Consider the following 21588-nt stretch of genomic DNA (forward strand, 5'->3'; position numbering starts at 1 on the left):
GCTCCTCGACGCCTGAACTCTCGACGCCTGACGCCCGGGGCCGGGAGGCCCCCGCTCAGCGCCCCGCCGGCGTCCAGTGCAGTCGCCCGTCCAGGCCCATCGCCGCGACCCCGTCCGTGCCCGCGTCCGGGGCTCCCGCGAACAGGAAGCGGTCCAGGGTCCACGCCGGTCGCGTTCCCGCGCCCGTCTTTCCCGTGCCCGTCCTGCCGTGCGACGCCGTCGCCAGGAAGCCGGTGCGGGAGCGGACCGCGAGGAGGCCGTCGCCGCCGCTCACCGGGCCGAAGCCCGCGACCCCGGTGCCCGGCAGTTCCGTGAACGGGGAGACCGGGGCCGTACCCGAGAAGTCGGCGCTCCGCAGGTCGCCCGAGGCCGGCTTGCGGAACCAGAGCCGCACCCCGTCGCCGGACGGCGACGCCGTCGCGCTCAGCGCCAGCGTCGTCGGCGGCAGACCGGTCGGCGCCGGGCCCGTCAGCGGCCCGCCGGGGTGCTGCCGCGCCCACGCCAGGACGGTCTTCGGAGTGCTCGCGAAGACGTACCCGCGCCCGGCCGCGTCCGTCGCCGCCACCGGGTCGCCGTACACGTCCGCGCCGCCGAGCACCCGCCACGGCCCCCAGTCCCCGCCCGCGAGCTGCTCGCGGGCGGTGAGGCGGTGGCGGCTGTCCCGCAGGACCACGGTCGCCCGGCCCCCGGCGCCCACGGTCACGGCGGGCGCGCTGATGTCCGAGGTGCCGGAGGCGTCGTCCCGCTCGGGGGTGCCGAGGGACCGCCACGGGCTGAAGCCGCCGCCCGGCACCGTCTGCGCGGTCGTCACCACCTCCCGGCGGTAGTCCGCGAGGACCGTCCGGGTGCCGTAGACCGCGATCCGGCCGTCGGGCAGGGTCACGGAGGTGACGCCGCTGTCCAGGCCGCCGCCCGGCAGCAGCTCAGGGCCCCGCCAGACGACCGCGTCCGCCGCCTTCCGCCAGGTCGCGAGCCGCCCGTCGAGGACGGAGAAGGCGCGCAGGCCGCCGTCGGGGTCCCGCTGCACCCAGGAGGTGGAGGTGCCCCGGGCGTAGCGGACGGTCTGGGTCCAGCCCCGCCCGCCGGGCCGCGCGGCCACCTTCAGGTCGCCGCAGCCCGCCAGGGTCCCGCAGTCCGCGACCCCGTCCAGCCAGGCGTACGTCTCCAGGGTCTTCAGCTTCGCGCCCGCCGCCTCGGCGTCGAGGGTGTGCGGCAGGGCGCTGGTCGGATAGCCGAGGTAGTTCTGCACGCCGACGTGCGGGTGTCCGGGCCGCTCCGCGTACCGGGCCAGGGCCTCCTGGACGAACCGCGCCCCGTACAGGTGGTCCTGGTGGTCCCGGTACGCCCCCGTCCCCGGGTACGTGCCGGGGGTCGGGTCCTGCATCCGCACGAAGGTCGGCCGGAAGCGCTCCAGGAGCCCGGTCAGCGTCTCGACGACCTGGTCCTTGTTGTACGAGAAGTCGGCGGCGCCCGGGGTGCCGGCGGACAGCTGGGAACCCAGCTCGGTCACCCGCCCGTGCCACAGGCCGTTGAGGCTGTGCGGACGGTCGCCGCTGATCGAACCGGCCTCGCGCATCTGCAGCCACACCAGCTTGACGTGCGGCTTCGCCCGCAGGGTGTCCAGCTCGGCCCACGCGCCGCCGGCCGTGGGGATCGCGACCCGGTCCCAGGGGCTGGTCCTGGCGCCCGTCGCCATCTCGGCGTACGCGGCCCGGATGCCGTTCTGCCGGGCCTCGGCGTAGCCCGCCTTGTCGGCCCCGGTCCCGGCGGCGTCGCGCGGGCGCGCGTTGACGCCGTCCGACTCGCCCGCCGTGAGGTACACGGAGGTGAGGGGGCTCCCGGAGTGGAGCGACTGCGCTATGTCCGGGTTCATGAAGAACAGGTCGTCGTCCGGGTGCGCGACCACCTGCACCACCGAGGCGGCGGCCGGCGGCGCGGGCACGGGCTTCGCCGCCGCCCTGCCCAGCGCGGGCGTCCCGGCCTTCGCGCCCGTCGCCGCGTGCGCCTCCGGCCCCTCCGGCGCGCCCGCCACCGCGAGGACCCCGGCGAGGGCGCCGCCCACCAGGGCGGCGGTGACCACGGTCACGGCGGTCCCACGACGGGACGGCAGGTCGGAACGGCGGGGACGGCGAAGACGGCGGAGGCGGACAGACATGGGCGGGCGGCGCGCTTTCGAAGAAGGGACGGACGGACAGGCGTGAGGGGGAGGGGCGGGCAGGCGTACGGCGGACGGGCGGACGTGAGGCGGACGAGCAGGCGGACGGGCGGGCAGGCGTACGGCCCCCGGGGTGCCGGGGGTGCCGTTCGCGCGGGTGAGCGGGTCTCGCGGTCGGCAAGACGGACTTTCAAGAAATACGGTTCATCGAGCCCGAAAAGCGATCAATGTGCGGGACATCACGTGTGATCCGCTGCGAACCGAAGGCCCGCACGCTCCCGCCCCCCGCGCCGGATAGGCTCGATCCCCCCGGCTCGCCCCGGGGCTCGGACGTGCTCGGAGGGAGCGGCGGAATGACGGTGCCGGGACGCAGGAGCAGTACGTTCTCACGTCTGCTGCGGCACGGGTTCACCGACCCCTCGGGAGCCGAGCGGCTCCTGGACGTGCCCGAGCTGTCCGCGCTGCGCGGCGACTCCGTCCTCCTCGACGCCCTCGGCGCCACCGCCGACCCCGACCTCGCCCTGCGCGGCCTGGTCCGGCTCGTCGAGGCGCAGCCCGAGACCGAGCGGCAGACCTTCACCGCCACGCTGCTCTCCGCCAAGCCCTTCCGGGACCGGCTCCTCGGCGTGCTCGGCGCCTCCGAGGCGCTCGGCGACCACCTGGCCCGCCACCCCCGCGACTGGGAGTCCCTCGTCACGTACGAGGCCGCCGACCTGCACCCGGGGGTCGCCGAGTTCGAACGGGGACTCGCCGAAGCCGACGACCCGGTCTCGCTGCGGGTCGCCTACCGCCGCTGCCTGCTGGCCATAGCGGCCCGTGACGTGTGCGGCACCACCGACGTCGCCCAGGCCGCCGCCGAGCTGGCCGACCTGGCGACGGCGACCCTGCGCGCCGCGCTCGCCCTCGCCGAGGCCGCCGCGCCCGCCGACGCCGCCCAGTGCCGGCTCGCGGTCATCGCGATGGGCAAGTGCGGCGGCCACGAGCTGAACTACGTCTCCGACGTCGACGTGATCTTCGTCGGGGAGCCGGCCGAGGGCGCCGACGAGGGCAAGGCGATCCAGGCCGCGACCCGGCTCGCCTCCCACCTGATGCGGATCTGCTCCGAGACCACCGTCGAGGGCACCATCTGGCCGGTCGACGCCAACCTGCGCCCCGAGGGCCGCAACGGCCCCCTCGTCCGCACCCTCTCCTCCCACCTCGCCTACTACCAGCGCTGGGCGAAGACCTGGGAGTTCCAGGCGCTCCTGAAGGCGCGCGCGGTCGCGGGCGACCCGGAGCTCGGCTCCCGGTACATCGAGGCCGTCTCCCCGCTCGTCTGGCAGGCCGCCGAGCGCGAGAACTTCGTCCCCGACGTGCAGCGGATGCGCCGCCGGGTCGTCGACAACATCCCGGCCGCCCAGATCGACCGCGAGCTGAAGCTCGGCCCCGGCGGCCTGCGGGACGTCGAGTTCGCCGTCCAGCTCCTCCAGCTGGTGCACGGCCGCAGCGACGCCACCCTGCACAGCGGCGCCACCCTCGACGCGCTCGCGGCCCTCGCCGCCGGCGGCTACGTCGGCCGGGCCGACGCGGCCCAGCTGGACGAGGCGTACCGCTTCCTGCGGGCCATGGAGCACCGCATCCAGCTCTACCGGCTGCGCCGCACCCACCTCGTCCCCGAGGACGAGACCGACCTGCGCCGCCTCGGCCGCTCCCTCGGCCTGCGCACCGACCCGGTTGCCGCGCTCACCAAGGAGTGGCGGCGGCACGCGGCCGTCGTCCGGCGGCTGCACGAGAAGATCTTCTACCGCCCGCTGCTCGACGCCGTCGCCCAGCTCGCCCCCGGCGAGACCCGGCTCAGCCCGAAGGCGGCCGGTCAGCGCCTCGAAGCGCTGGGGTACGCGGACCCGGCCGCCGCCCTGCGCCACCTGGAGGCGCTGTCCTCCGGGGTGAGCCGGAAGGCGGCGATCCAGCGGACCCTGCTGCCCGTGCTGCTCGGCTGGTTCGCGGACTCGGCCGACCCGGACGCCGGACTCCTCGGCTTCCGCAAGGTCTCCGACGCCCTGGGCAAGACCCCCTGGTACCTGCGGCTGCTGCGCGACGAGGGGGCCGCCGCCGAGAACCTCGCCCGGGTGCTCTCCGCCGGGCGGCTCGCCCCCGACCTGCTGCTCCGCGCCCCCGAGGCGGTCGCGCTCCTCGGCGACCCGGAGGGGCTGAAACCGCGCGACCGGGGCCACCTGGAGCAGGAGGTCCTGGCGGCGGTCAAGCGCGCGGACGACGCCGAGCAGGCGGTCGCGGCGGCGCGCGGGGTGCGCCGCCGGGAGCTGTTCCGCACCGCCGCGGCCGACCTCATCGGCTCGTACGGCACCGAGGACAGCCCCCGCGAGCCCGACCCGGGCGCGCTCGTCGACCGGGTGGGGGAGGCCGTCACCGACCTCAACGCGGCCACGATCGCGGGCGCGCTGCGGGCCGCCGTACGCGCCGAGTGGGGTGATGAGCTGCCGACCCGCTTCGCGGTCATCGGCATGGGCCGCTTCGGCGGCCACGAGGTGGGGTACGGCTCCGACGCCGACGTCCTCTTCGTGCACGAGCCGCGTGAGGGCGTGGACGAGCAGGAGGCGGCCCGGGCCGCGAACCGGGTGGTCACCGAGATGCGGCGGCTCCTCCAGGTGCCCACCGCCGACCCGCCGCTGCTCATCGACGCGGACCTCAGGCCGGAGGGCAAGAGCGGCCCCATGGTCCGCACCCTGAAGTCGTACGCCGCCTACTACCGCCGCTGGTCGCTCGTCTGGGAGAGCCAGGCGCTGCTGCGCGCCGAGCACGTGGCGGGCGACCGGGACCTCGGTGAGCGGTTCATCGAGCTGGTCGACCCGCTGCGGTACCCGGCCGAGGGGCTGGGGGAGGACGCGGTCCGCGAGATCCGCCGCCTCAAGGCCCGGATGGAGTCCGAGCGGCTGCCGCGCGGCGCCGACCCGACGCTCCACGCCAAGCTGGGGCGCGGCGGTCTGAGCGACGTCGAGTGGACGGTCCAGCTGCTCCAGATGCGGCACGGCTGGGCCGAGCCGGGGCTGCGGACGACCCGGACCCGGGAGGCGCTCGCCGCCGCCCACGCGGCCGGGCTCGTCCCCACCGAGGAGGCGCAGATCCTGGACGAGGCGTGGGTCCTGGCCACCCGCGTCCGCAACGCGGTGATGCTGGTGCGCGGCCGCCCCGGCGACACCTTCCCCTCCGAGCCGCGCGAACTCGCGGCGGTCGGAAGGTACCTGGGCTACGAGTCGGGCCACGTCGGCGAGATGGTCGACGACTACCGGCGGATCACCCGCCGGGCCCGCGCGGTCGTCGAGGAACTCTTCTACGGGGCGTGACGCCTCCGGCGGGGGCGGTGGCCCCCGGAAGGACGGCCGCGTACCGCGGGGACGGGCCCTACCGCCGGGAGTCGACCGGCCGTTCCGCGTCGTTCTCGCGGTCCGGCCCCGTCTCCGGGGCGGGGCCGCCGTGCGCGACCACGCCCGCGGGCTCCACCGCCTCGACCAGCTTCGGCAGCCGGTGGGGCCGGGAGCCGTACCAGAAGTACGAGACGGCGAAGCCGAAGGCCAGGCAGATCATGCCGCCGACCGCGTCCAGCCAGAAGTGGTTCGCGGTGGCCACGATGACGACGAGGGTCGCCGTCGGGTAGAGCAGGCCCAGGATCCGCGCCCAGGGCGCCTTCGCCAGCAGGAAGATCGTGATCCCGCACCAGAGCGACCAGCCGATGTGCATCGACGGCATCGCCGCGTACTGGTTCGACACGTGCTTGAGGTTGCCCGAGGCCATCGAGCCCCAGGTGTGGTGGACCAGGACCGTGTCGATGAAGTCCTGGCCGTTCATCAGCCGGGGCGGCGCGAGCGGATACAGGTAGTAGCCGACCAGGGCGACGCCGGTGGTGGCGAACAGGACCGTGCGGAACGCCGCGTAACGGCCCGGCTGCCACCGGTACAGCCACACGAGCACACCGATGGTCACGACGAAGTGCAGCGTCGCGTAGTAGTAGTTCATCGCCACGATCAGCCACGTCACCGAGTTCACGGCGTGGTTGACGGTGTGCTCGAAGGCGAGCCCGACGGACTCCTCGGCCCGCCAGATCCAGTCCGCGTTCCTGAGCGCCTGGGCCTTCTGCTCCGGCACCGCGTTGCGGATGAGCGAGTACGTCCAGTAGCTCACCGCGATCAGCAGGATCTCGAACCAGATCGTGGGGCGCCGGGGCACGTGCGCGCGCAGCCGCGACAACCCGCCGCCGGCCGCGATGGGTGACGACGGGGTCGTCCGGTCGTCCAAACTCTTCACGGTCGTTTCACCCATGGGGAGAGAGTCTGCCAGATGGCCGCCCCCGACCGATCATCCCAAGGTCGGGTCCGGTGCGCACCCGGTCAGCCTCAGGAAGGAGGCCTCACGGCCGACGGCGCGGAGGCGGTCGAGCCCCGGACCACCAGCTCGGGCATGAAGACGAACTCGGAGTGCGGGGCCGGGGTGCCGCCCACCTCTTCGAGGAGCGCGCGGACCGCGGCCTGCCCCATCGCCTGCACCGGCTGCCGGATGGTGGTCAGCGGCGGATCGGTGAACGCTATGAGGGGGGAGTCGTCGAAGCCGACGACGGAGACGTCCCTCGGCACGTCGAGCCCCTGCTGCCGGGCCGCCCGGATCGCGCCGAGCGCCATCATGTCGCTCGCGCAGACGACCGCCGTGCAGCCCCGGGAGATCAGCGCGCCCGCCGCCGCCTGGCCGCCCTCCAGGGTGTACAGGGAGTGCTGGATCAGCTCCTCGGACTCCTCCGGGGCGAGGCCGAGCCGCTCCTCCATGCCCTTCTGGAAGCCCTCTATCTTGCGCAGCACCGGCACGAACCGCTTCGGCCCGAGGGCGAGCCCGATCCGGGTGTGCCCGAGCGAGGCCAGGTGCGTCACCGCGAGCCGCATCGCCGCCCGGTCGTCGGGGGACACGAAGGGCGCCCGCACCTTGGGCGAGAAGCCGTTGAGGAGGACGTACGGGACGCCCTTGCCGCGCAGCTGGTCGTAGCGGGTCATGTCGGCCGTGGTGTCGGCGTGCAGCCCCGAGACGAAGATGATGCCGGCGACGCCGCGCTCCACCAGCATGTCGGTGAGCTCGTCCTCCGTGGACCCGCCGGGGGTCTGGGTGGCCAGGACCGGCGTGTACCCCTGCCGGGTCAGGGCCTGCCCGATGACCTGCGCCAGGGCGGGGAAGATCGGGTTGTCCAGCTCGGGGGTGATGAGGCCGACGAGTCCCGCGCTGCGCTGCCGCAGGCGCACGGGCCGCTCGTAGCCGAGCACGTCGAGCGCGGCGAGGACGGATTCGCGGGTGGCGGTGGCCACGCCGGGCTTTCCGTTGAGCACGCGGCTGACTGTGGCCTCACTGACCCCCGCCTGGGCTGCGATGTCGGAGAGCCGCGCGGTCATGGGAGTGGACTGTACCGGTCACGGGGCGTATTGCCCACCGCCCCGGCGCACCCCGTCCGCCGTGGCCGGGAGGCGTCCTTCTGCAAGGTCTTGCAGTTCTTGCGGGGCCCGCCAGGGGCGCGTCACGGGCGCGCGAGGTGCGAAAGGGCGCACTCCCGCCCCTGTCAAGCGACCCGTCGGCAACCTTAGGGACACGCGGATGTAACGATCCCCGGCTCTTGCAGAAAAATCCCGCAAGGTCTTTCGGCTCGTTTTCATCCCTGTTACGTTCCTGCCAACCCGGAGCGCCGCGAGGGAGCGGTCGCATGAGGAAGGTTCCAGCCCCTCGTCCCCCCGGGATCAGTTGAAGGAGTTCACATGCGGCGTGGCATAGCGGCCACCGCGCTGGTCGCGGCCCTGGGCGTGACCCTGGCGGCGTGCGGGAGCGACACCGGTTCCGACAACGGCGGCTCGAAGGGCTCGGGCGAGCTCTCCGGCACCGTGACCTGGTGGGACACCTCCACGGTCGGCTCCGAGGACAAGGTCTTCAAGAAGGCCGCCGAGGACTTCAAGAAGAAGCACCCCAAGGTCACCGTCAAGTACGTGAACGTGCCGTTCGGCGAGGCGCAGAACAAGTTCAAGAACGCCGCGCAGTCCGGCTCCGGCGCGCCCGACGTCATCCGCTCCGAGGTCGCCTGGACCCCCGAGTTCGCGGACCTCGGCTACCTGGCGCCGCTGGACGGCACCCCGGCCCTCAAGGACGCCGACGACTTCCTGGAGCAGGCCGCCGCCTCCACCAAGTACAAGGGCAAGACCTACGCCGTCCCGCAGGTCATCGACTCCATGGGCATCTTCTACAACAAGAAGATCTTCAAGGAGGCCGGCGTCGAGGTCCCCAAGACCATCGACGAGCTGAAGACCGCCTCCGCCAAGATCAAGCAGAAGACCGGCAAGCCCGGCCTCTACCTGCGCGGCGACGACGCCTACTGGTTCCTCTCCTTCCTCTACGGCGAGGGCGGCGACCTGGTCGACGCCGAGAAGAAGACCGTCACCGTCGACAACCCGGCCGGCGTGAAGGCCTTCAAGGTCGTCAAGGACCTGGTGGACTCCGGCGCGGCCAAGACCGACGCGACCGACGGCTGGAACAACATGCAGACCGCCTTCAAGGAAGGCAAGGTCGCCATGATGATCAACGGCCCGTGGGCCGTCGCCGACACCTACGCCGGCAAGGAGTTCACGGACAAGGCCAACCTGGGCATCGCCCCGGTCCCGGCCGGCTCCGGCGGCCAGGGCGCCCCGCAGGGCGGCCACAACCTCGCCGTCTACGCGGGCTCCAAGAACCTGGACGCCTCCTACGCCTTCGCCGAGTACATGACCTCGGTCGAGACGCAGACCACGATCGCGAAGGAGCTCAGCCTCCTGCCGACCCGCGAGTCCGTCTACATCAAGCCGGACGTGGCGACCAACGAGATGATCTCCTTCTTCAAGCCGGTCGTCCAGAAGGCCGTCGAGCGCCCCTGGATCCCGGAGACCGGCAGCCTCTTCGCGCCGCTCGTCACCGAGTACACCAAGGTCCTGACCGGCCAGACCACCCCGGAAGCGGGAGCCAAGGCGTCCGGCGACGCCTACCGCAAGCTCCTCAAGGACTGGAAGTAACAGGAAGGCAGACCGGCTGATGGCTGTGGACACTCCCAGCCAGTCGGTGGCGAAGGCCGCGGGCGACAGCGTCGCCCGCGGCCGGAGCCGCGGAACTGGCAAGCGCAGGAGAGCCGAGAAGCGCTCCCTCTCCACCCACTGGTACGCCTGGGCGATGGTCGCCCCGGTGATCGTCGTGATCGCCGTGATCATCGGCTATCCGCTGGTCCGCGGCGTCTACCTGTCGCTGACGAACGCCAACGAGCGCAACGTCGCGCGGTCGATCGGCGTCAACGAGATCCCGGCCACCTACGAGTTCGTCGGCCTGGACAACTACGCCGACGCCCTCACCGGCAGCCAGTTCCTCTCCACCCTCGGCTGGACCCTGGTCTGGACGGTGGCCTGCGTCTCGCTGACCTTCGCCCTCGGCCTGGCCCTCGCCAACATCCTCAACCGGAAGATCGCCGGCCGCTCCTTCTACCGGCTGCTGCTGATCCTCCCCTGGGCCGTGCCCGGCTTCGTCTCCGTCTTCGCCTGGCGCTTCCTCTACAACCAGGACAACGGCCTCCTCAACAAGATCCTCGCGGGCGGCGGCATCGACGCCGTGCCGTGGCTGAACGACCCCACCTGGGCCAAGCTCTCGGTCATCGCGACCAACGTCTGGCTCGGCGTCCCGTTCATGATGGTCGCCCTCCTCGGCGGCCTCCAGTCCATCCCCGGCGAGCTGTACGAGGCCGCCGAGATGGACGGCGCCAACGCCTGGCAGCGGTTCCGCAACATCACCATGCCCGGCCTCAGCTCGGTCTCCACGACGGTGGTCCTGCTCTCCACCATCTGGACCTTCAACATGTTCCCGGTGATCTTCCTGCTCACCCGGGGCGGGCCCGGCGAGGCCACCCAGATCCTCGTCACCCAGGCCTACAAGTTCTCCTTCGAGGTCAGCCCGCGCGACTTCGCCCAGTCGTCGACCTGGGGCGTGCTCATCCTGATCCTCCTGATGCTCTTCGCCGCGGTCTACCGCCGAGTCCTCCGCAAGCAGGGAGAAGTCTGGTGACCACCACGACCCCCGCCCCCCGGGCCGTCACCAACGCGCCGATCCGCGGACGCCGTTCGCCGCTGTCCTCGGCCGCGCTGCACCTGACGCTGATCGCGGCCTCCGTGATCGCCGTCTTCCCGGTCCTCTGGGTGCTGCTGACCTCGCTGAAGCCCGCGAAGTACGCCATCACCACGGACTTCTTCAAAGAGACGACGTTCGAGAACTACACGAACCTCCTGAGGGACACCCCGTTCCTCACCTGGTTCGGCAACTCGCTGCTCATCGCCGGACTCACCACCGTCGTCGGCGTCTTCATCTCCGCCACCACCGGCTACGCCGTCAGCCGCTTCCGCTTCCCCGGCAAGCGCGGCCTGATGTGGACGCTGCTCATCACCCAGATGTTCCCAGTCGCCGTCCTGATCGTGCCGATCTACAACATCATGTCGTCGATGGGCCTGCTCAACCAGCCGGCCGGCCTGGTCATCACGTACCTGACCATCGCCGTCCCGTTCTGCGCCTGGATGATGAAGGGCTTCTTCGACACCATCCCGCGCGAGATCGACGAGTCCGGCTACGTCGACGGCCTCACCCCCTTCGGCACCTTCTGGCGGCTGATCCTGCCGCTCGCCAAGCCGGGCATCGCCGTCACCGCGTTCTACTCCTTCATCACCGCGTGGGGCGAGGTCGCCTACGCCTCCGCCTTCATGGTCGGCGACGAGAACCTCACCCTCGCGGGCGGACTGCAGAAGTTCGTCAACCAGTACGGCGCCCAATGGGGCCCGATGTCCGCGGCCTCCGTGCTCATCGCCATCCCCGCGGCGCTGGTGTTCCTCTTCGCCCAGCGGCACCTGGTCACCGGCATGTCCGCCGGTGCCGTCAAGGGCTGAGCCCGACCACCGCCTTCGCACGCCCCTCCTTACCTCCCAGGGAAGACATGACCCAGCATCTCGCCGCCCCGGCCGACGTCCCCACCACCGGAACGCACACGGGCTGGTGGAGAGACGCCGTGATCTACCAGGTCTACCCGCGCAGCTTCGCCGACGGAAACGGCGACGGCATGGGTGACCTGGAGGGCGTCCGCAGCCGGCTGCCGTACCTCAAGGACCTGGGCGTCGACGCCGTCTGGCTCTCGCCGTTCTACGCCTCCCCGCAGGCCGACGCCGGTTACGACGTCGCCGACTACCGGGCCATCGACCCGATGTTCGGCTCCCTGCACGACGCCGACGCGGTGATCCGCGAGGCCCACGCCCTGGGCCTGCGGATCATCGTCGACCTCGTCCCCAACCACTCCTCCGACCAGCACGAGTGGTTCCAGCGGGCCCTGCGCGAGGGCCCCGGCTCGCCGCTGCGCGAGCGCTACCACTTCCGCCCCGGCAAGGGCCCGGACGGCGCACTGCCGCCCAACGACTGGGAGTCCATCTTCGGCGGCCCGGCCTGGACCCGCACGGAGAACCCGGACGGCACCCCCGGCGACTGGTACCTGCACCTCTTCGCCCCGGAGCAGCCCGACTTCAACTGGGAGCACCCGGCCGTCCGCGACGAGTTCCGCTCCATCCTGCGCTTCTGGCTCGACATGGGCGTCGACGGCTTCCGCGTCGACGTCGCCCACGGCCTGGTCAAGGCCGCCGGGCTGCCCGACATCGGCGCCCACGACCAGCTGAAGCTGCTCGGCAACGACGTCATGCCCTTCTTCGACCAGGACGGCGTCCACGAGATCTACCGCTCCTGGCGCAAGGTCCTCGCCGAGTACGACGGCGAGCGCGTCCTCGTCGCCGAGGCCTGGACCCCCACCGTCGACCGCACCGCGAACTACGTGCGCCCCGACGAGATGCACCAGGCCTTCAACTTCCAGTACCTGGGCACCCACTGGGACGCCACCGAGCTGCGCACCGTCATCGACGCCTCGCTGTCCGCGATGCGCCCGGTCGGCGCCCCCACCACCTGGGTGCTCTCCAACCACGACGTCACCCGGCACGCCACCCGCTTCGCCAACCCGGCGGGCCTCGGCACCCAGCTCCGCGAGGCCGGCGACCGCGAACTCGGCCTGCGCCGGGCCCGCGCCGCCACCCTCCTGATGCTGGCCCTGCCCGGCTCGGCCTACGTCTACCAGGGCGAGGAGCTCGGCCTGCCCGACGTCACCGACCTGCCCGACGAGGTCCGCCAGGACCCGTCCTTCTGGCGGGCCAGCGGCCAGGACGGCTTCCGCGACGGCTGCCGGGTCCCGATCCCGTGGACCGCCGGGGGCCCCTCGTACGGCTTCGGCGCGGGCGGCTCCTGGCTGCCGCAGCCCGCGACCTGGGGCGCGCTGAGCGTCGAGGCGCAGACCGGCGACCCGGGCTCCACCCTGGAGCTGTACCGCAGCGCGCTCGCCGTGCGGCGGACGCGGCCCGGGCTCGGCGCGGGCGAGGACGTCGAGTGGCTGGAGGCCCCCGAGGGCGTCCTCGCCTTCCGGCGCGACGGCTTCGTCTGCACCGCCAACACCACCGGCCGGGCCATCTCCGTCCCGCTGCCCGGCCGGTTCCTCCTCTCCAACGAGCCCGTCGCCCCCGGCGCGGACACGGTGGAGCTGCCCGCCGACACCACCGTCTGGTGGGCGGTGTGACGATCCCCCTGCCGCGGGGCGCCGGAACGGGCGCCCCGCGGCTCGCGGACATCGCCGCCCAGTCCGGGGTGAGCGAGGCCACCGTCAGCCGCGTCCTCAACGGCAAGGCGGGGGTGGCCGGCGCGACCCGGCACAAGGTGCTCGCGGCGCTCGACGTGCTCGGCTACGAGCGCCCCGTACGCCTCAAACGGCGCAGCGCGGGCCTCGTCGGGCTCGTCGTGCCCGAGCTGACCAACCCGATCTTCCCGGCGTTCGCACAGGTCGTCGAGCAGGTCCTCGCCGGGCACGGCTACACCCCGGTGCTCTGCACCCAGATGCCGGGCGGCGCCACCGAGGACGAGCTGGTCGAACAGCTCGTGGAGCGCGGGGTGTCCGGCATCGTCTTCCTCTCCGGGCTCCACGCGGACGCCACCGCCGACCCGGCCCGCTACGCCCGGCTCGCCGCCCGGGGCGTGCCGTTCGTCCTCATCAACGGCTACAACGAGCACGTCGACGCCAACTTCGTCTCCCCGGACGACCGGGCCGCCGCCCGGATGGCCGTGCGGCACCTGGTCGAGCTGGGCCACGAGCGCATCGGCCTCGCCATCGGCCCCACCCGCTACGTCCCCTCCCGCCGCAAGGCCGAGGGCTTCACCGCCGAGCTGTACGAGCTCCTCGGCGTCGAGCGCGCGGACGCCGAACGGTTCATCAGGCCCACGCTCTTCGGCGTCGAGGGCGGCCACGCGGCCGCCGACATCCTGCTGGGCGAGGGCTGCACCGGCATCGTCTGCGGCTCCGACCTGATGGCGCTGGGCGTGATCCGCGCGGTCCGCGCCCGGGGCCTCGACGTGCCCGGGGACGTCTCCGTCGTCGGCTTCGACGACTCGCCCCTCATCGCCTTCACCAGCCCGCCGCTCTCCACCGTCCGCCAGCCCGTGCAGGCCATGGCGACGGCGGCCGTCGGCGCGCTCCTGGAGGAGATCGAGGGCAACCCCGTCCAGCGCACGGAGTTCGTGTTCCAGCCGGAGCTGGTGGTGCGCGGTTCGACGGCGCAGCCGCCCGCCCGGGTCGCCCCGGACGCCTCGGGACCGCAAGTCCTTTCGTAACAACTTGCGTTGCGGCGTCCGGAGGGTTGACCGGGCGTCGGGGCGCTCATACGGTCACGGCTGAAAACAGTTGCTGATTTTTTCGGCAACTTCTTGCGACAGTGAAGTCAGCAGGAGGAAACATGGCCAGAAAGACCGTGGCCGCTGCACTCGCCCTCGTGGCGGGAGCCGCTGTGGCCGTCACGGGGAACAGTCCCGTCCAGGCCGCGCCGCCCGGTGAGAAGGACGTCACCGCGGTGATGTTCGAGTGGAAGTTCTCCTCGGTCGCCCGGGAGTGCACCGACCGCCTCGGACCCGCCGGATACGGCTACGTCCAGGTCTCCCCGCCCCAGGAGCACGTGCAGGGCGGCCAGTGGTGGACCTCGTACCAGCCGGTCAGCTACAAGATCGCCGGCCGCCTCGGGGACCGCACCGCCTTCAAGAGCATGATCGACACCTGTCACGCGGCGGGCGTGAAGGTCGTCGTGGACTCCGTCGTCAACCACATGGCGAACGGGTCGGGCACGGGAACGGGCGGGACCCCGTTCTCCAAGTACGACTACCCGGGCCTGTACTCCGGCGCCGACATGGACGACTGCCGGGCCGAGATCACCAACTACCAGGACCGCGCCAACGTCCAGAACTGCGAGCTGGTCAAGCTCCCCGACCTGGACACCGGCGAGGACTACGTCCGCGGGAAGATAGCCGGCTACCTCAACGACCTGCTCTCCCTCGGCGTCGACGGCTTCCGCATCGACGCCGCCAAGCACATGCCGGCCGCCGACCTCGCGAACATCAAGTCGCGGCTCACCAACCCCCACGCGTACTGGAAGCACGAGGCCATCCACGGCGCCGGCGAGGCCGTCTCCCCGAGCGAGTACCTCGGCAGCGGCGACGTGCAGGAGTTCCGCTACGCCCGCGACCTCAAGCGCGTCCTGCAGAACGAGAAGCTCGCGTACCTCAAGAACTTCGGCGAGGCCTGGGGTTACATGCCCTCCGGTCAGTCCGGCGTCTTCGTCGACAACCACGACACCGAGCGCGTCGGCGACACCCTGTCCTACAAGGACGGCGCGAACTACACCCTCGCCTCCGTCTTCATGCTTGCCTGGCCCTACGGCTCCCCGGACGTCCACTCCGGCTACGAGTGGACCGACAAGGACGCCGGCCCGCCCAACGGCGGCCAGGTGAACGCCTGCTACAGCGACGGCTGGAAGTGCCAGCACGCCTGGCGCGAGATCTCCTCCATGGTCGGCTTCCGCAACACCGCGCGCGGCCAGGCCGTCACCGACTGGTGGGACAACGGCAACAACGCGATCGCGTTCGGCCGCGGCTCCAAGGCCTACGTGGCCATCAACCACGAGTCCTCGGCGCTCACCCGCACCTACCAGACCTCCCTGCCCGCCGGCACCTACTGCGACGTGCAGTCGAACAACCCCGTGACGGTCAACGGATCGGGACAGTTCACGGCCACCCTCGGCGCCAACACCGCGCTCGCCCTGCACGTGAACGCCAAGAGCTGCGGCACCAACCCGCCCGCCGCCACCGGCACCTCCTTCCAGGCCACCGCCACCACGGTGACCGGCCAGAACATCCACGTCACCGGCAACCGCGCCGAACTCGGCAACTGGTCCCCGGCCTCGGCCCCCAAGCTCGACCCGGCCGCCTACCCGGTCTGGAAGCTGACGCTCTCCCTGCCCGCCGGGACGACCTTCGAGTACAAGTACGTCCGCAAGGACGCCGCCGGGAACGTCACCTGGGAGTCCGGCGCCAACCGCACCGCGACCGTCCCCGCCTCCGGGCAGCTCGTCCTGAACGACACGTTCCGCGGCTGACCCCCCACCAGCCGCACTCCACCCGCTGATCCCGCACCGCGAGGGCCGCCCCGTCCGGGGCGGCCCCCTCTTCCCGTACCTCCAGGGAGACTCCCCGTGATACGCAAGAGAACGGCGGTCGCACTGGCCGCCGCCCTGTGCGCGGCCCTCGTGCCCGCCGTGCCCGCGACCGCCGCGCCGAAGCCCCCGGCCCCGCCGTCCGACCGGGCGCTCGCGGCCGAGCCCGCCCGCCAGGACCTCACCCGCGAGCAGTTCTACTTCGTCCTGCCCGACCGCTTCGCCAACGGCGACCCGTCCAACGACCGCGGCGGCCTCACCGGCAGCCGCACCCGCACCGGCTTCGACCCCGCCGACAAGGGCTTCTACCAGGGCGGCGACCTCAAGGGCCTGACCCGGCGGCTCGACTACATCAAGGGCCTCGGCACCACCGCCATCTGGATGGCGCCGATCTTCAAGAACCGGCCCGTGCAGGGCGAGGGAGAGAACGCCAGCGCCGGCTACCACGGCTACTGGATCACCGACTTCACCCAGGTCGACCCCCACTTCGGCACCAACGCCGACCTGGAGCGGCTGATCGCCGCCGCCCACGCCAAGGGCATGAAGGTCTTCTTCGACGTCATCACCAACCACACCGCCGACACCGTCGACTACGCCGAGAAGAAGTACGGCTACCGCCCCAAGGGCGCCTACCCCTACCTCGACGAGGACGGCCGCCCCTTCGACGACCGGAACGCGATCGGCAGGGTGGACGCGGACTCCTTCCCGTACACCCCGGTCGCGAAGACGGACGCCGAGAAGGGCGTCAAGGTCCCGTCCTGGCTCAACGACCCCACGATGTACCACAACCGGGGCGACTCCACCTGGGTCGGCGAGTCCGCCGAGTACGGCGACTTCGTCGGCCTGGACGACCTCTGGACCGAGCGGCCCGAGGTCGTCGAGGGCATGAAGCGGATCTACGAGAAGTGGGTCCGCGACTTCAAGATCGACGGCTTCCGCATCGACACCGTCAAACACGTCGACCTGGACTTCTGGACCCAGTGGGCCACCGCCCTCGACGCCTACGCGAAGAAGCGCGGCCGCGAGGACTTCTTCATGTTCGGCGAGGTGTACTCCGCCGACACGGCCGTCACCGCCCCCTACGTCACCCGGGGCCGGCTCGACGCCACCCTCGACTTCCCCTTCCAGGACGCGGCCCGCGCCTTCGCCTCCCAGGGCGCCGGGGCCGACCGCCTCGCCAAGGTGTTCGCCGAGGACTACCGGTACACCACCGACAAGGCCAACGCCTACGAGCAGGTGACCTTCCTCGGCAACCACGACATGGGCCGCATCGGCACCTTCCTCAAGCAGGACAACCCGAACGCCACCGACGCCGAACTCCTCAAGAGGGCCCGGCTCGCCAACGAGCTGATGTTCCTCTCCCGGGGCAACCCGGTGATCTACTCCGGCGACGAGCAGGGCTTCACCGGCGCCGGCGGCGACAAGGACGCCCGCCAGCCCCTCTTCGCCTCGAAGGCCGCCGACTACCTGGACGACGACCAGCTCGGCACCGACCGCACCCACGCCACCGACGCGTACGACACCGGCCACCCGGTCTACCGCTCCGTCGCCGTCCTGTCGAAGCTCACCCGCGAACACCCGGCCCTGCGCGACGGGATCCAGCAGGAGCGGTACGCCGAGGGCTCCGTCTACGCCTTCTCCCGCACGGACGCGAAGGCGCGCACCGAGTACCTCGTCGCCAGCAACGGCTCCACCGCCGACAAGACCGTCACGGTCCCCGTCGACTCGGCGGCCTTCCGCACCCTGTACGGCGGCCGGGGCGCCGTCACGGCGAAGGGCGGCGAGGTCACCGTCACCGTCCCGGCCCTCTCCTCCCTGGTCCTCAAGGCCGACCGGGCCCTCCCCGCCCCGGCCGTGAAGCCCTCCGTACGCCTCGAGGCACCGGCCGCCGGGGCCACCGGCACCGTCGAGCTCTCCGCCGACGTCACCGGCGGCGGCCTCAACCGGGTCGTCTTCGCCGCCCAGGTCGGCAACGGCCGCTGGCAGACCCTCGGCACCGCCGACCACGCCCCCTACAAGGTCACCCAGCACGTCACCGCCCCCGCCGGCACCGCCCTGCGCTACAAGGCCGTCGCCGTCGACAGCTCCGGCCGCACCGCGAGCGCCACCGCCGCCACCACGGCGGGCGCGCCCCCGGCCCCCGAGAAGCCGGTCGCCGTCGAGCGCACCCACGCGATCGTCCACTACCGGCGCGCGGACGGGAACTACGACGGCTGGAAGCTGAAGGCCGCGGGCCAGGAGGCCGCGTTCACCGGCCGCGACGCCCACGGCGCCTTCGCCTGGGTCAAGGTCCCCGAGGGCGCCTCCACCATCCCGTACACCGTCGAGAAGGACGGCGCCGCCGACGGCCCGCAGCGGACCGTCGACCTCGGCCGTACCGGCGAGGTCTGGATCACCCAGGGCCAGGACGGCCAGTCCGACACCAACCCCGCCCCCATCACCCCCGACAAGACCAAGGCCGTCCTGCACTACCAGCGCGCCGACGGCGACCACGACGGCTGGGGCCTGCACACCTGGACCGGCGCCGCCCAGCCCACCGACTGGTCCAAGCCCCTGATGCCCGTCCGCGTCGACGCGTACGGCGCCGTCTACGAGGTGCCGCTGGCTGAGGGCGCGACCTCCCTCTCGTACATCCTCCACAAGGGCGACCAGAAGGACCTGCCCACCGACCAGTCCCTCGACCTCGCCACCTACGGCCACGAGGTCTGGCTGCTCTCCGGACAGCCCAAGTACCTCCTGCCGACCGTCGGCGGCGCCCCCGACCTCGACCTCGCCAAGGCCTCGGCCCAGTGGATCGACCGGAACACCGTCGTCTGGAAGGTGAAGGCCACCGACGCCACCAGCCAGCAGCTGGTGTACGCGAAGGACGGCGGGATCGCCGTCACCGGCGGCGCCCTGAACACCGAGGGCCAGTGGCTCCGGCTCCATCAGGCCGCGCTCACCGACGCCCAGAAGGCCAAGTACCCGCACCTCAAGGACTACCCGGCCTTCACCGTCGACCCGCGCGACGCCGACCGGACCCGCGAGTCCCTGCGCGGCCAGCTGATCGCCACCCAGCGTGCCGCCAACGGGGCCCTGCTCGCCGCCACCGGCGTCCAGACCGCCGGTGTCCTCGACGACCTGTACGCGCCGAAGGCCGCGAAGGCCGCCCTCGGACCGGTCTTCGGCCGCCACGGCGTCACCCTCTCCGTCTGGGCCCCCACCGCCCGGTCCGTCGCCCTCGAACTCGACGGCCGGACCGTCGCCATGCGCCGCGACGACACCACCGGCGTCTGGTCCGCCACCGGCCCGAAGTCCTGGACCGGCAAGCCGTACCGCTACGCCGTGAAGGTCTGGGCCCCCACCGTCCAGAAGGTCGTCACCAACAAGGTCACCGACCCCTACTCCACCGCCCTCACCACCGACTCCGCCCGCAGCCTCGCCGTCGACCTCACCGACCCGAAGCTCGCCCCCACCGGCTGGAAGACGCTGAAGAAGCCCGCCGCCGTGCCGCTGCGGGACGCCCAGATCCAGGAACTCCACATCCGGGACTTCTCCATCGCCGACCCCACGGCCCGCGCGGACCACCGGGGCACCTACCTCGCCTTCACCGACAAGGACAGCAAGGGTTCCGAGCACCTGCGCGCCCTCGCCGCCTCCGGCACCTCCTACGTCCACCTCCTCCCGGCCTTCGACATCGGCACCATCCCCGAGAAGAAGTCCGAGCAGACCACCCCGGCCTGCGACCTCAAGGCACACGCCCCCGACTCCGAGGAGCAGCAGGCCTGTGTCACCGCCGCCGCGGCGAAGGACGGCTTCAACTGGGGCTACGACCCGCTGCACTACACCGTCCCCGAGGGCTCCTACGCCACCGACCCCGAGGGCACCCGCCGCACCGTCGAGTTCCGGCGGATGGTCCAGGCCCTCAACGGCGACGGACTGCGCACCGTCATGGACGTCGTCTACAACCACACCGTCGCCGCCGGACAGTCCGACAAGTCCGTCCTCGACCGGATCGTGCCCGGCTACTACCAGCGGCTCGACGCCGACGGCGCCGTCACCACCTCCACCTGCTGCGCCAACACCGCGCCCGAGAACGCCATGATGGGCAAGCTCGTCGTGGACTCCCTCGTCACCTGGGCCAAGGACTACAAGGTCGACGGCTTCCGCTTCGACCTCATGGGCCACCACCCGAAGGAGAACATCCTTGCCGTCCGCAAGGCCCTCGACGCCCTGACCGTCGCCAAGGACGGCGTCGACGGCAAGGCGATCGTCCTCTACGGCGAGGGCTGGAACTTCGGCGAGGTCGCCGACGACGCCCGCTTCGTCCAGGCCACCCAGAAGAACATGGCCGGAACGGGCATCGCGACCTTCTCCGACCGGGCCCGCGACGCCGTGCGCGGCGGCGGCCCCTTCGACGAGGACCCCGGCGTCCAGGGCTTCGCCTCCGGCCTCTACACCGACCCCAACACCTCGGCCGCCAACGGCACCCCGGCCGAGCAGAAGGCCCGCCTCCTGCACTACCAGGACCTCATCAAGGTCGGCCTGACCGGCAACCTCGCCGACTACGCCTTCACCGACACCTCCGGCCGCACGGTCAAGGGCTCCGAGGTCGACTACAACGGCTCCCCGGCCGGCTACGCGGCCGCCCCCGGCGACGCCCTCGCCTACGCCGACGCCCACGACAACGAGTCCCTGTACGACGCGCTCGCCTTCAAGCTCCCGGCGGGCACCTCCCCGGCCGACCGCGCCCGCGCCCAGGTCCTCGCCATGGCGACGGCCACCCTCTCGCAGGGCCCGGCGCTCTCCCAGGCCGGCTCGGACCTGCTGCGCTCCAAGTCCCTGGACCGCAACTCGTACGACAGCGGCGACTGGTTCAACGCCGTCCACTGGGACTGCCGCGACGGCAACGGCTTCGGCCGGGGCCTCCCGCCCGCCGCCGACAACCGGCCCAAGTGGGGCTTCGGCAAGCCGCTCCTGACGAACCCGTCCCTCACCGTCGGCTGCGCGCAGATCGACGGCGCCTCGGCCGCCTACCGGGACCTCCAGAGGATCCGCACCACCGAACCGGTCTTCTCCCTGGCCACCACCGACCGGGTGCGGTCGACCCTGACCTTCCCGCTCTCCGGCCGCGACGAGACCCCCGGCGTGATCACCATGCGCCTGGGCGACCTGGTCGTCGTCCTCAACGCGACCCCGGGGTCACAGGAGCAGAAGGTTACCGACCTGGCGGGCAGGGGCTACCGCCTGCACCCGGTCCAGGCCGAGGGCTCCGACGCGGTCGTGAAGACCGCCGCCTACGCGAAGGACTCGGGCACCTTCACGGTCCCGGCGCGGACGGTGGCGGTGTTCAAGGCCGGATGACCGGCTCCCTGGGGAGCACCCGCTCCATCAGGGTGACCCCGTAGCGCGTGCCGTCGGCGGCGAGCTTTCCCGGCTCCTCGCCGACGGCACGGTAGCCCGCGGCCTCGTAGTACGTACGGAGCCGCGGGTTGCCCGTCAGACAGTCGAGCCGGGCCACGGTCCGCCCGGCGGCCGCGATCCGGCCCTCCGCGTGCGCGAGCAGCGCCCGCCCGGTCCCGGCGGGCGCCGCGCCCCGGACCGTCATCAGCCGGTGGACGTACCCGGCGACCGGCGCCCGCCGCCCCCAGGCCTGCTCGTCCTCCCACCACAGCTCGTACGCGCCGACCTCCCGGCCCGCGTGGCACGCCAGCCACACCTCGCCCCCGGCGATGCGCTCCCGGAAGTGCGCCGCGTCCTTGCCGCCGGGCCTCCACTGGTCGATGCCGCCGCGCAGCATCCAGCGCGCGGCCCCGTCGTACATCC

General features: G+C 72.3%; 12 protein-coding genes. 8 read left to right on the top strand and 4 right to left on the bottom strand.

Annotated features, from left to right (window positions below):
• Window positions 1-55: 55 nt before the first annotated feature.
• Window positions 56-2086 carry a PIG-L family deacetylase gene (locus tag ACIQVI_RS10725; protein WP_403593723.1) on the bottom strand — a complete coding sequence of 677 codons (2031 nt, stop codon included), beginning with the start codon at window positions 2084-2086 and terminating at the stop codon, window positions 56-58.
• Between the two features lie 422 nt (window positions 2087-2508).
• On the opposite strand from ACIQVI_RS10725, the gene ACIQVI_RS10730 reads away from it, so the two are divergent.
• On the top strand, window positions 2509-5496 hold the full coding sequence (locus ACIQVI_RS10730) for a bifunctional [glutamine synthetase] adenylyltransferase/[glutamine synthetase]-adenylyl-L-tyrosine phosphorylase (RefSeq protein WP_351973504.1): 2988 nt from the start codon (window positions 2509-2511) through the stop codon (window positions 5494-5496).
• Window positions 5497-5554: 58 nt separating this feature from the next.
• Here ACIQVI_RS10730 and ACIQVI_RS10735 read toward each other — a convergent pair whose 3' ends face one another.
• Window positions 5555-6469: a phosphatase PAP2 family protein gene (locus tag ACIQVI_RS10735; protein ID WP_403593726.1), complete on the bottom strand. Its 915-nt coding sequence runs from the start codon at window positions 6467-6469 to the stop codon at window positions 5555-5557.
• Window positions 6470-6543: 74 nt separating this feature from the next.
• Window positions 6544-7578, bottom strand: coding sequence for a LacI family DNA-binding transcriptional regulator (locus tag ACIQVI_RS10740; protein WP_351973502.1), 1035 nt, complete (start codon window positions 7576-7578; stop codon window positions 6544-6546).
• 357 nt (window positions 7579-7935) lie between these two features.
• Between ACIQVI_RS10740 and ACIQVI_RS10745 the strand changes: the two genes are divergently transcribed.
• The 7 genes from ACIQVI_RS10745 (at window position 7936) to pulA (ending at window position 21126) form a co-directional block, all read left to right on the top strand.
• Window positions 7936-9213 (top strand): extracellular solute-binding protein, encoded by a 1278-nt coding sequence (locus ACIQVI_RS10745; protein ID WP_351973501.1) that lies wholly within the window; start codon window positions 7936-7938, stop codon window positions 9211-9213.
• A 19-nt stretch (window positions 9214-9232) separates the two neighbouring features.
• Complete coding sequence (locus tag ACIQVI_RS10750; RefSeq protein ID WP_403593731.1) at window positions 9233-10246, top strand: carbohydrate ABC transporter permease; 1014 nt, start codon at window positions 9233-9235, stop codon at window positions 10244-10246.
• A complete protein-coding gene (locus tag ACIQVI_RS10755) occupies window positions 10243-11115 on the top strand; it encodes a sugar ABC transporter permease (RefSeq protein ID WP_403593734.1) in 873 nt (290 codons plus the stop codon). The genes ACIQVI_RS10750 and ACIQVI_RS10755 overlap by 4 nt, the downstream gene beginning before the upstream one ends.
• 47 nt (window positions 11116-11162) lie before the next feature.
• Window positions 11163-12830, top strand: coding sequence for a glycoside hydrolase family 13 protein (locus ACIQVI_RS10760; RefSeq protein WP_403593737.1), 1668 nt, complete (start codon window positions 11163-11165; stop codon window positions 12828-12830).
• Window positions 12818-13915 carry a LacI family DNA-binding transcriptional regulator gene (locus tag ACIQVI_RS10765; protein WP_403593740.1) on the top strand — a complete coding sequence of 366 codons (1098 nt, stop codon included), beginning with the start codon at window positions 12818-12820 and terminating at the stop codon, window positions 13913-13915. The genes ACIQVI_RS10760 and ACIQVI_RS10765 overlap by 13 nt, the downstream gene beginning before the upstream one ends.
• Before the next feature lie 122 nt (window positions 13916-14037).
• A complete protein-coding gene (locus ACIQVI_RS10770) occupies window positions 14038-15726 on the top strand; it encodes a carbohydrate-binding module family 20 domain-containing protein (protein ID WP_403593743.1) in 1689 nt (562 codons plus the stop codon).
• A 96-nt stretch (window positions 15727-15822) separates the two neighbouring features.
• Complete coding sequence (gene pulA, locus ACIQVI_RS10775) at window positions 15823-21126, top strand: pullulanase-type alpha-1,6-glucosidase (RefSeq protein WP_403593746.1); 5304 nt, start codon at window positions 15823-15825, stop codon at window positions 21124-21126.
• Here pulA and ACIQVI_RS10780 read toward each other — a convergent pair.
• Window positions 21113-21586: a GNAT family N-acetyltransferase gene (locus tag ACIQVI_RS10780; RefSeq protein ID WP_403594524.1), complete on the bottom strand. Its 474-nt coding sequence runs from the start codon at window positions 21584-21586 to the stop codon at window positions 21113-21115. The two genes, pulA and ACIQVI_RS10780, sit on opposite strands and share 14 nt — an antisense overlap.
• Between the last annotated feature and the right edge of the window lie 2 nt (window positions 21587-21588).

Origin of the sequence: Streptomyces sp. NPDC098101, assembly GCF_044760185.1 — a bacterium.
In the GTDB taxonomy this organism is placed as follows: domain Bacteria; phylum Actinomycetota; class Actinomycetes; order Streptomycetales; family Streptomycetaceae; genus Streptomyces.

Coding starts and splice junctions, on each gene's coding strand:
- ACIQVI_RS10730 (WP_351973504.1), top strand. CDS start 2,509: ATGACGGTGCCGGGACGCAGGAGCAGTACGTTCTCACGTCTGCTGCGG.
- ACIQVI_RS10735 (WP_403593726.1), bottom strand. CDS start 6,469: ATGGGTGAAACGACCGTGAAGAGTTTGGACGACCGGACGACCCCGTCG.
- ACIQVI_RS10740 (WP_351973502.1), bottom strand. CDS start 7,578: ATGACCGCGCGGCTCTCCGACATCGCAGCCCAGGCGGGGGTCAGTGAG.
- ACIQVI_RS10745 (WP_351973501.1), top strand. CDS start 7,936: ATGCGGCGTGGCATAGCGGCCACCGCGCTGGTCGCGGCCCTGGGCGTG.
- ACIQVI_RS10750 (WP_403593731.1), top strand. CDS start 9,233: ATGGCTGTGGACACTCCCAGCCAGTCGGTGGCGAAGGCCGCGGGCGAC.
- ACIQVI_RS10760 (WP_403593737.1), top strand. CDS start 11,163: ATGACCCAGCATCTCGCCGCCCCGGCCGACGTCCCCACCACCGGAACG.
- ACIQVI_RS10770 (WP_403593743.1), top strand. CDS start 14,038: ATGGCCAGAAAGACCGTGGCCGCTGCACTCGCCCTCGTGGCGGGAGCC.
- ACIQVI_RS10780 (WP_403594524.1), bottom strand. CDS start 21,586: ATGTACGACGGGGCCGCGCGCTGGATGCTGCGCGGCGGCATCGACCAG.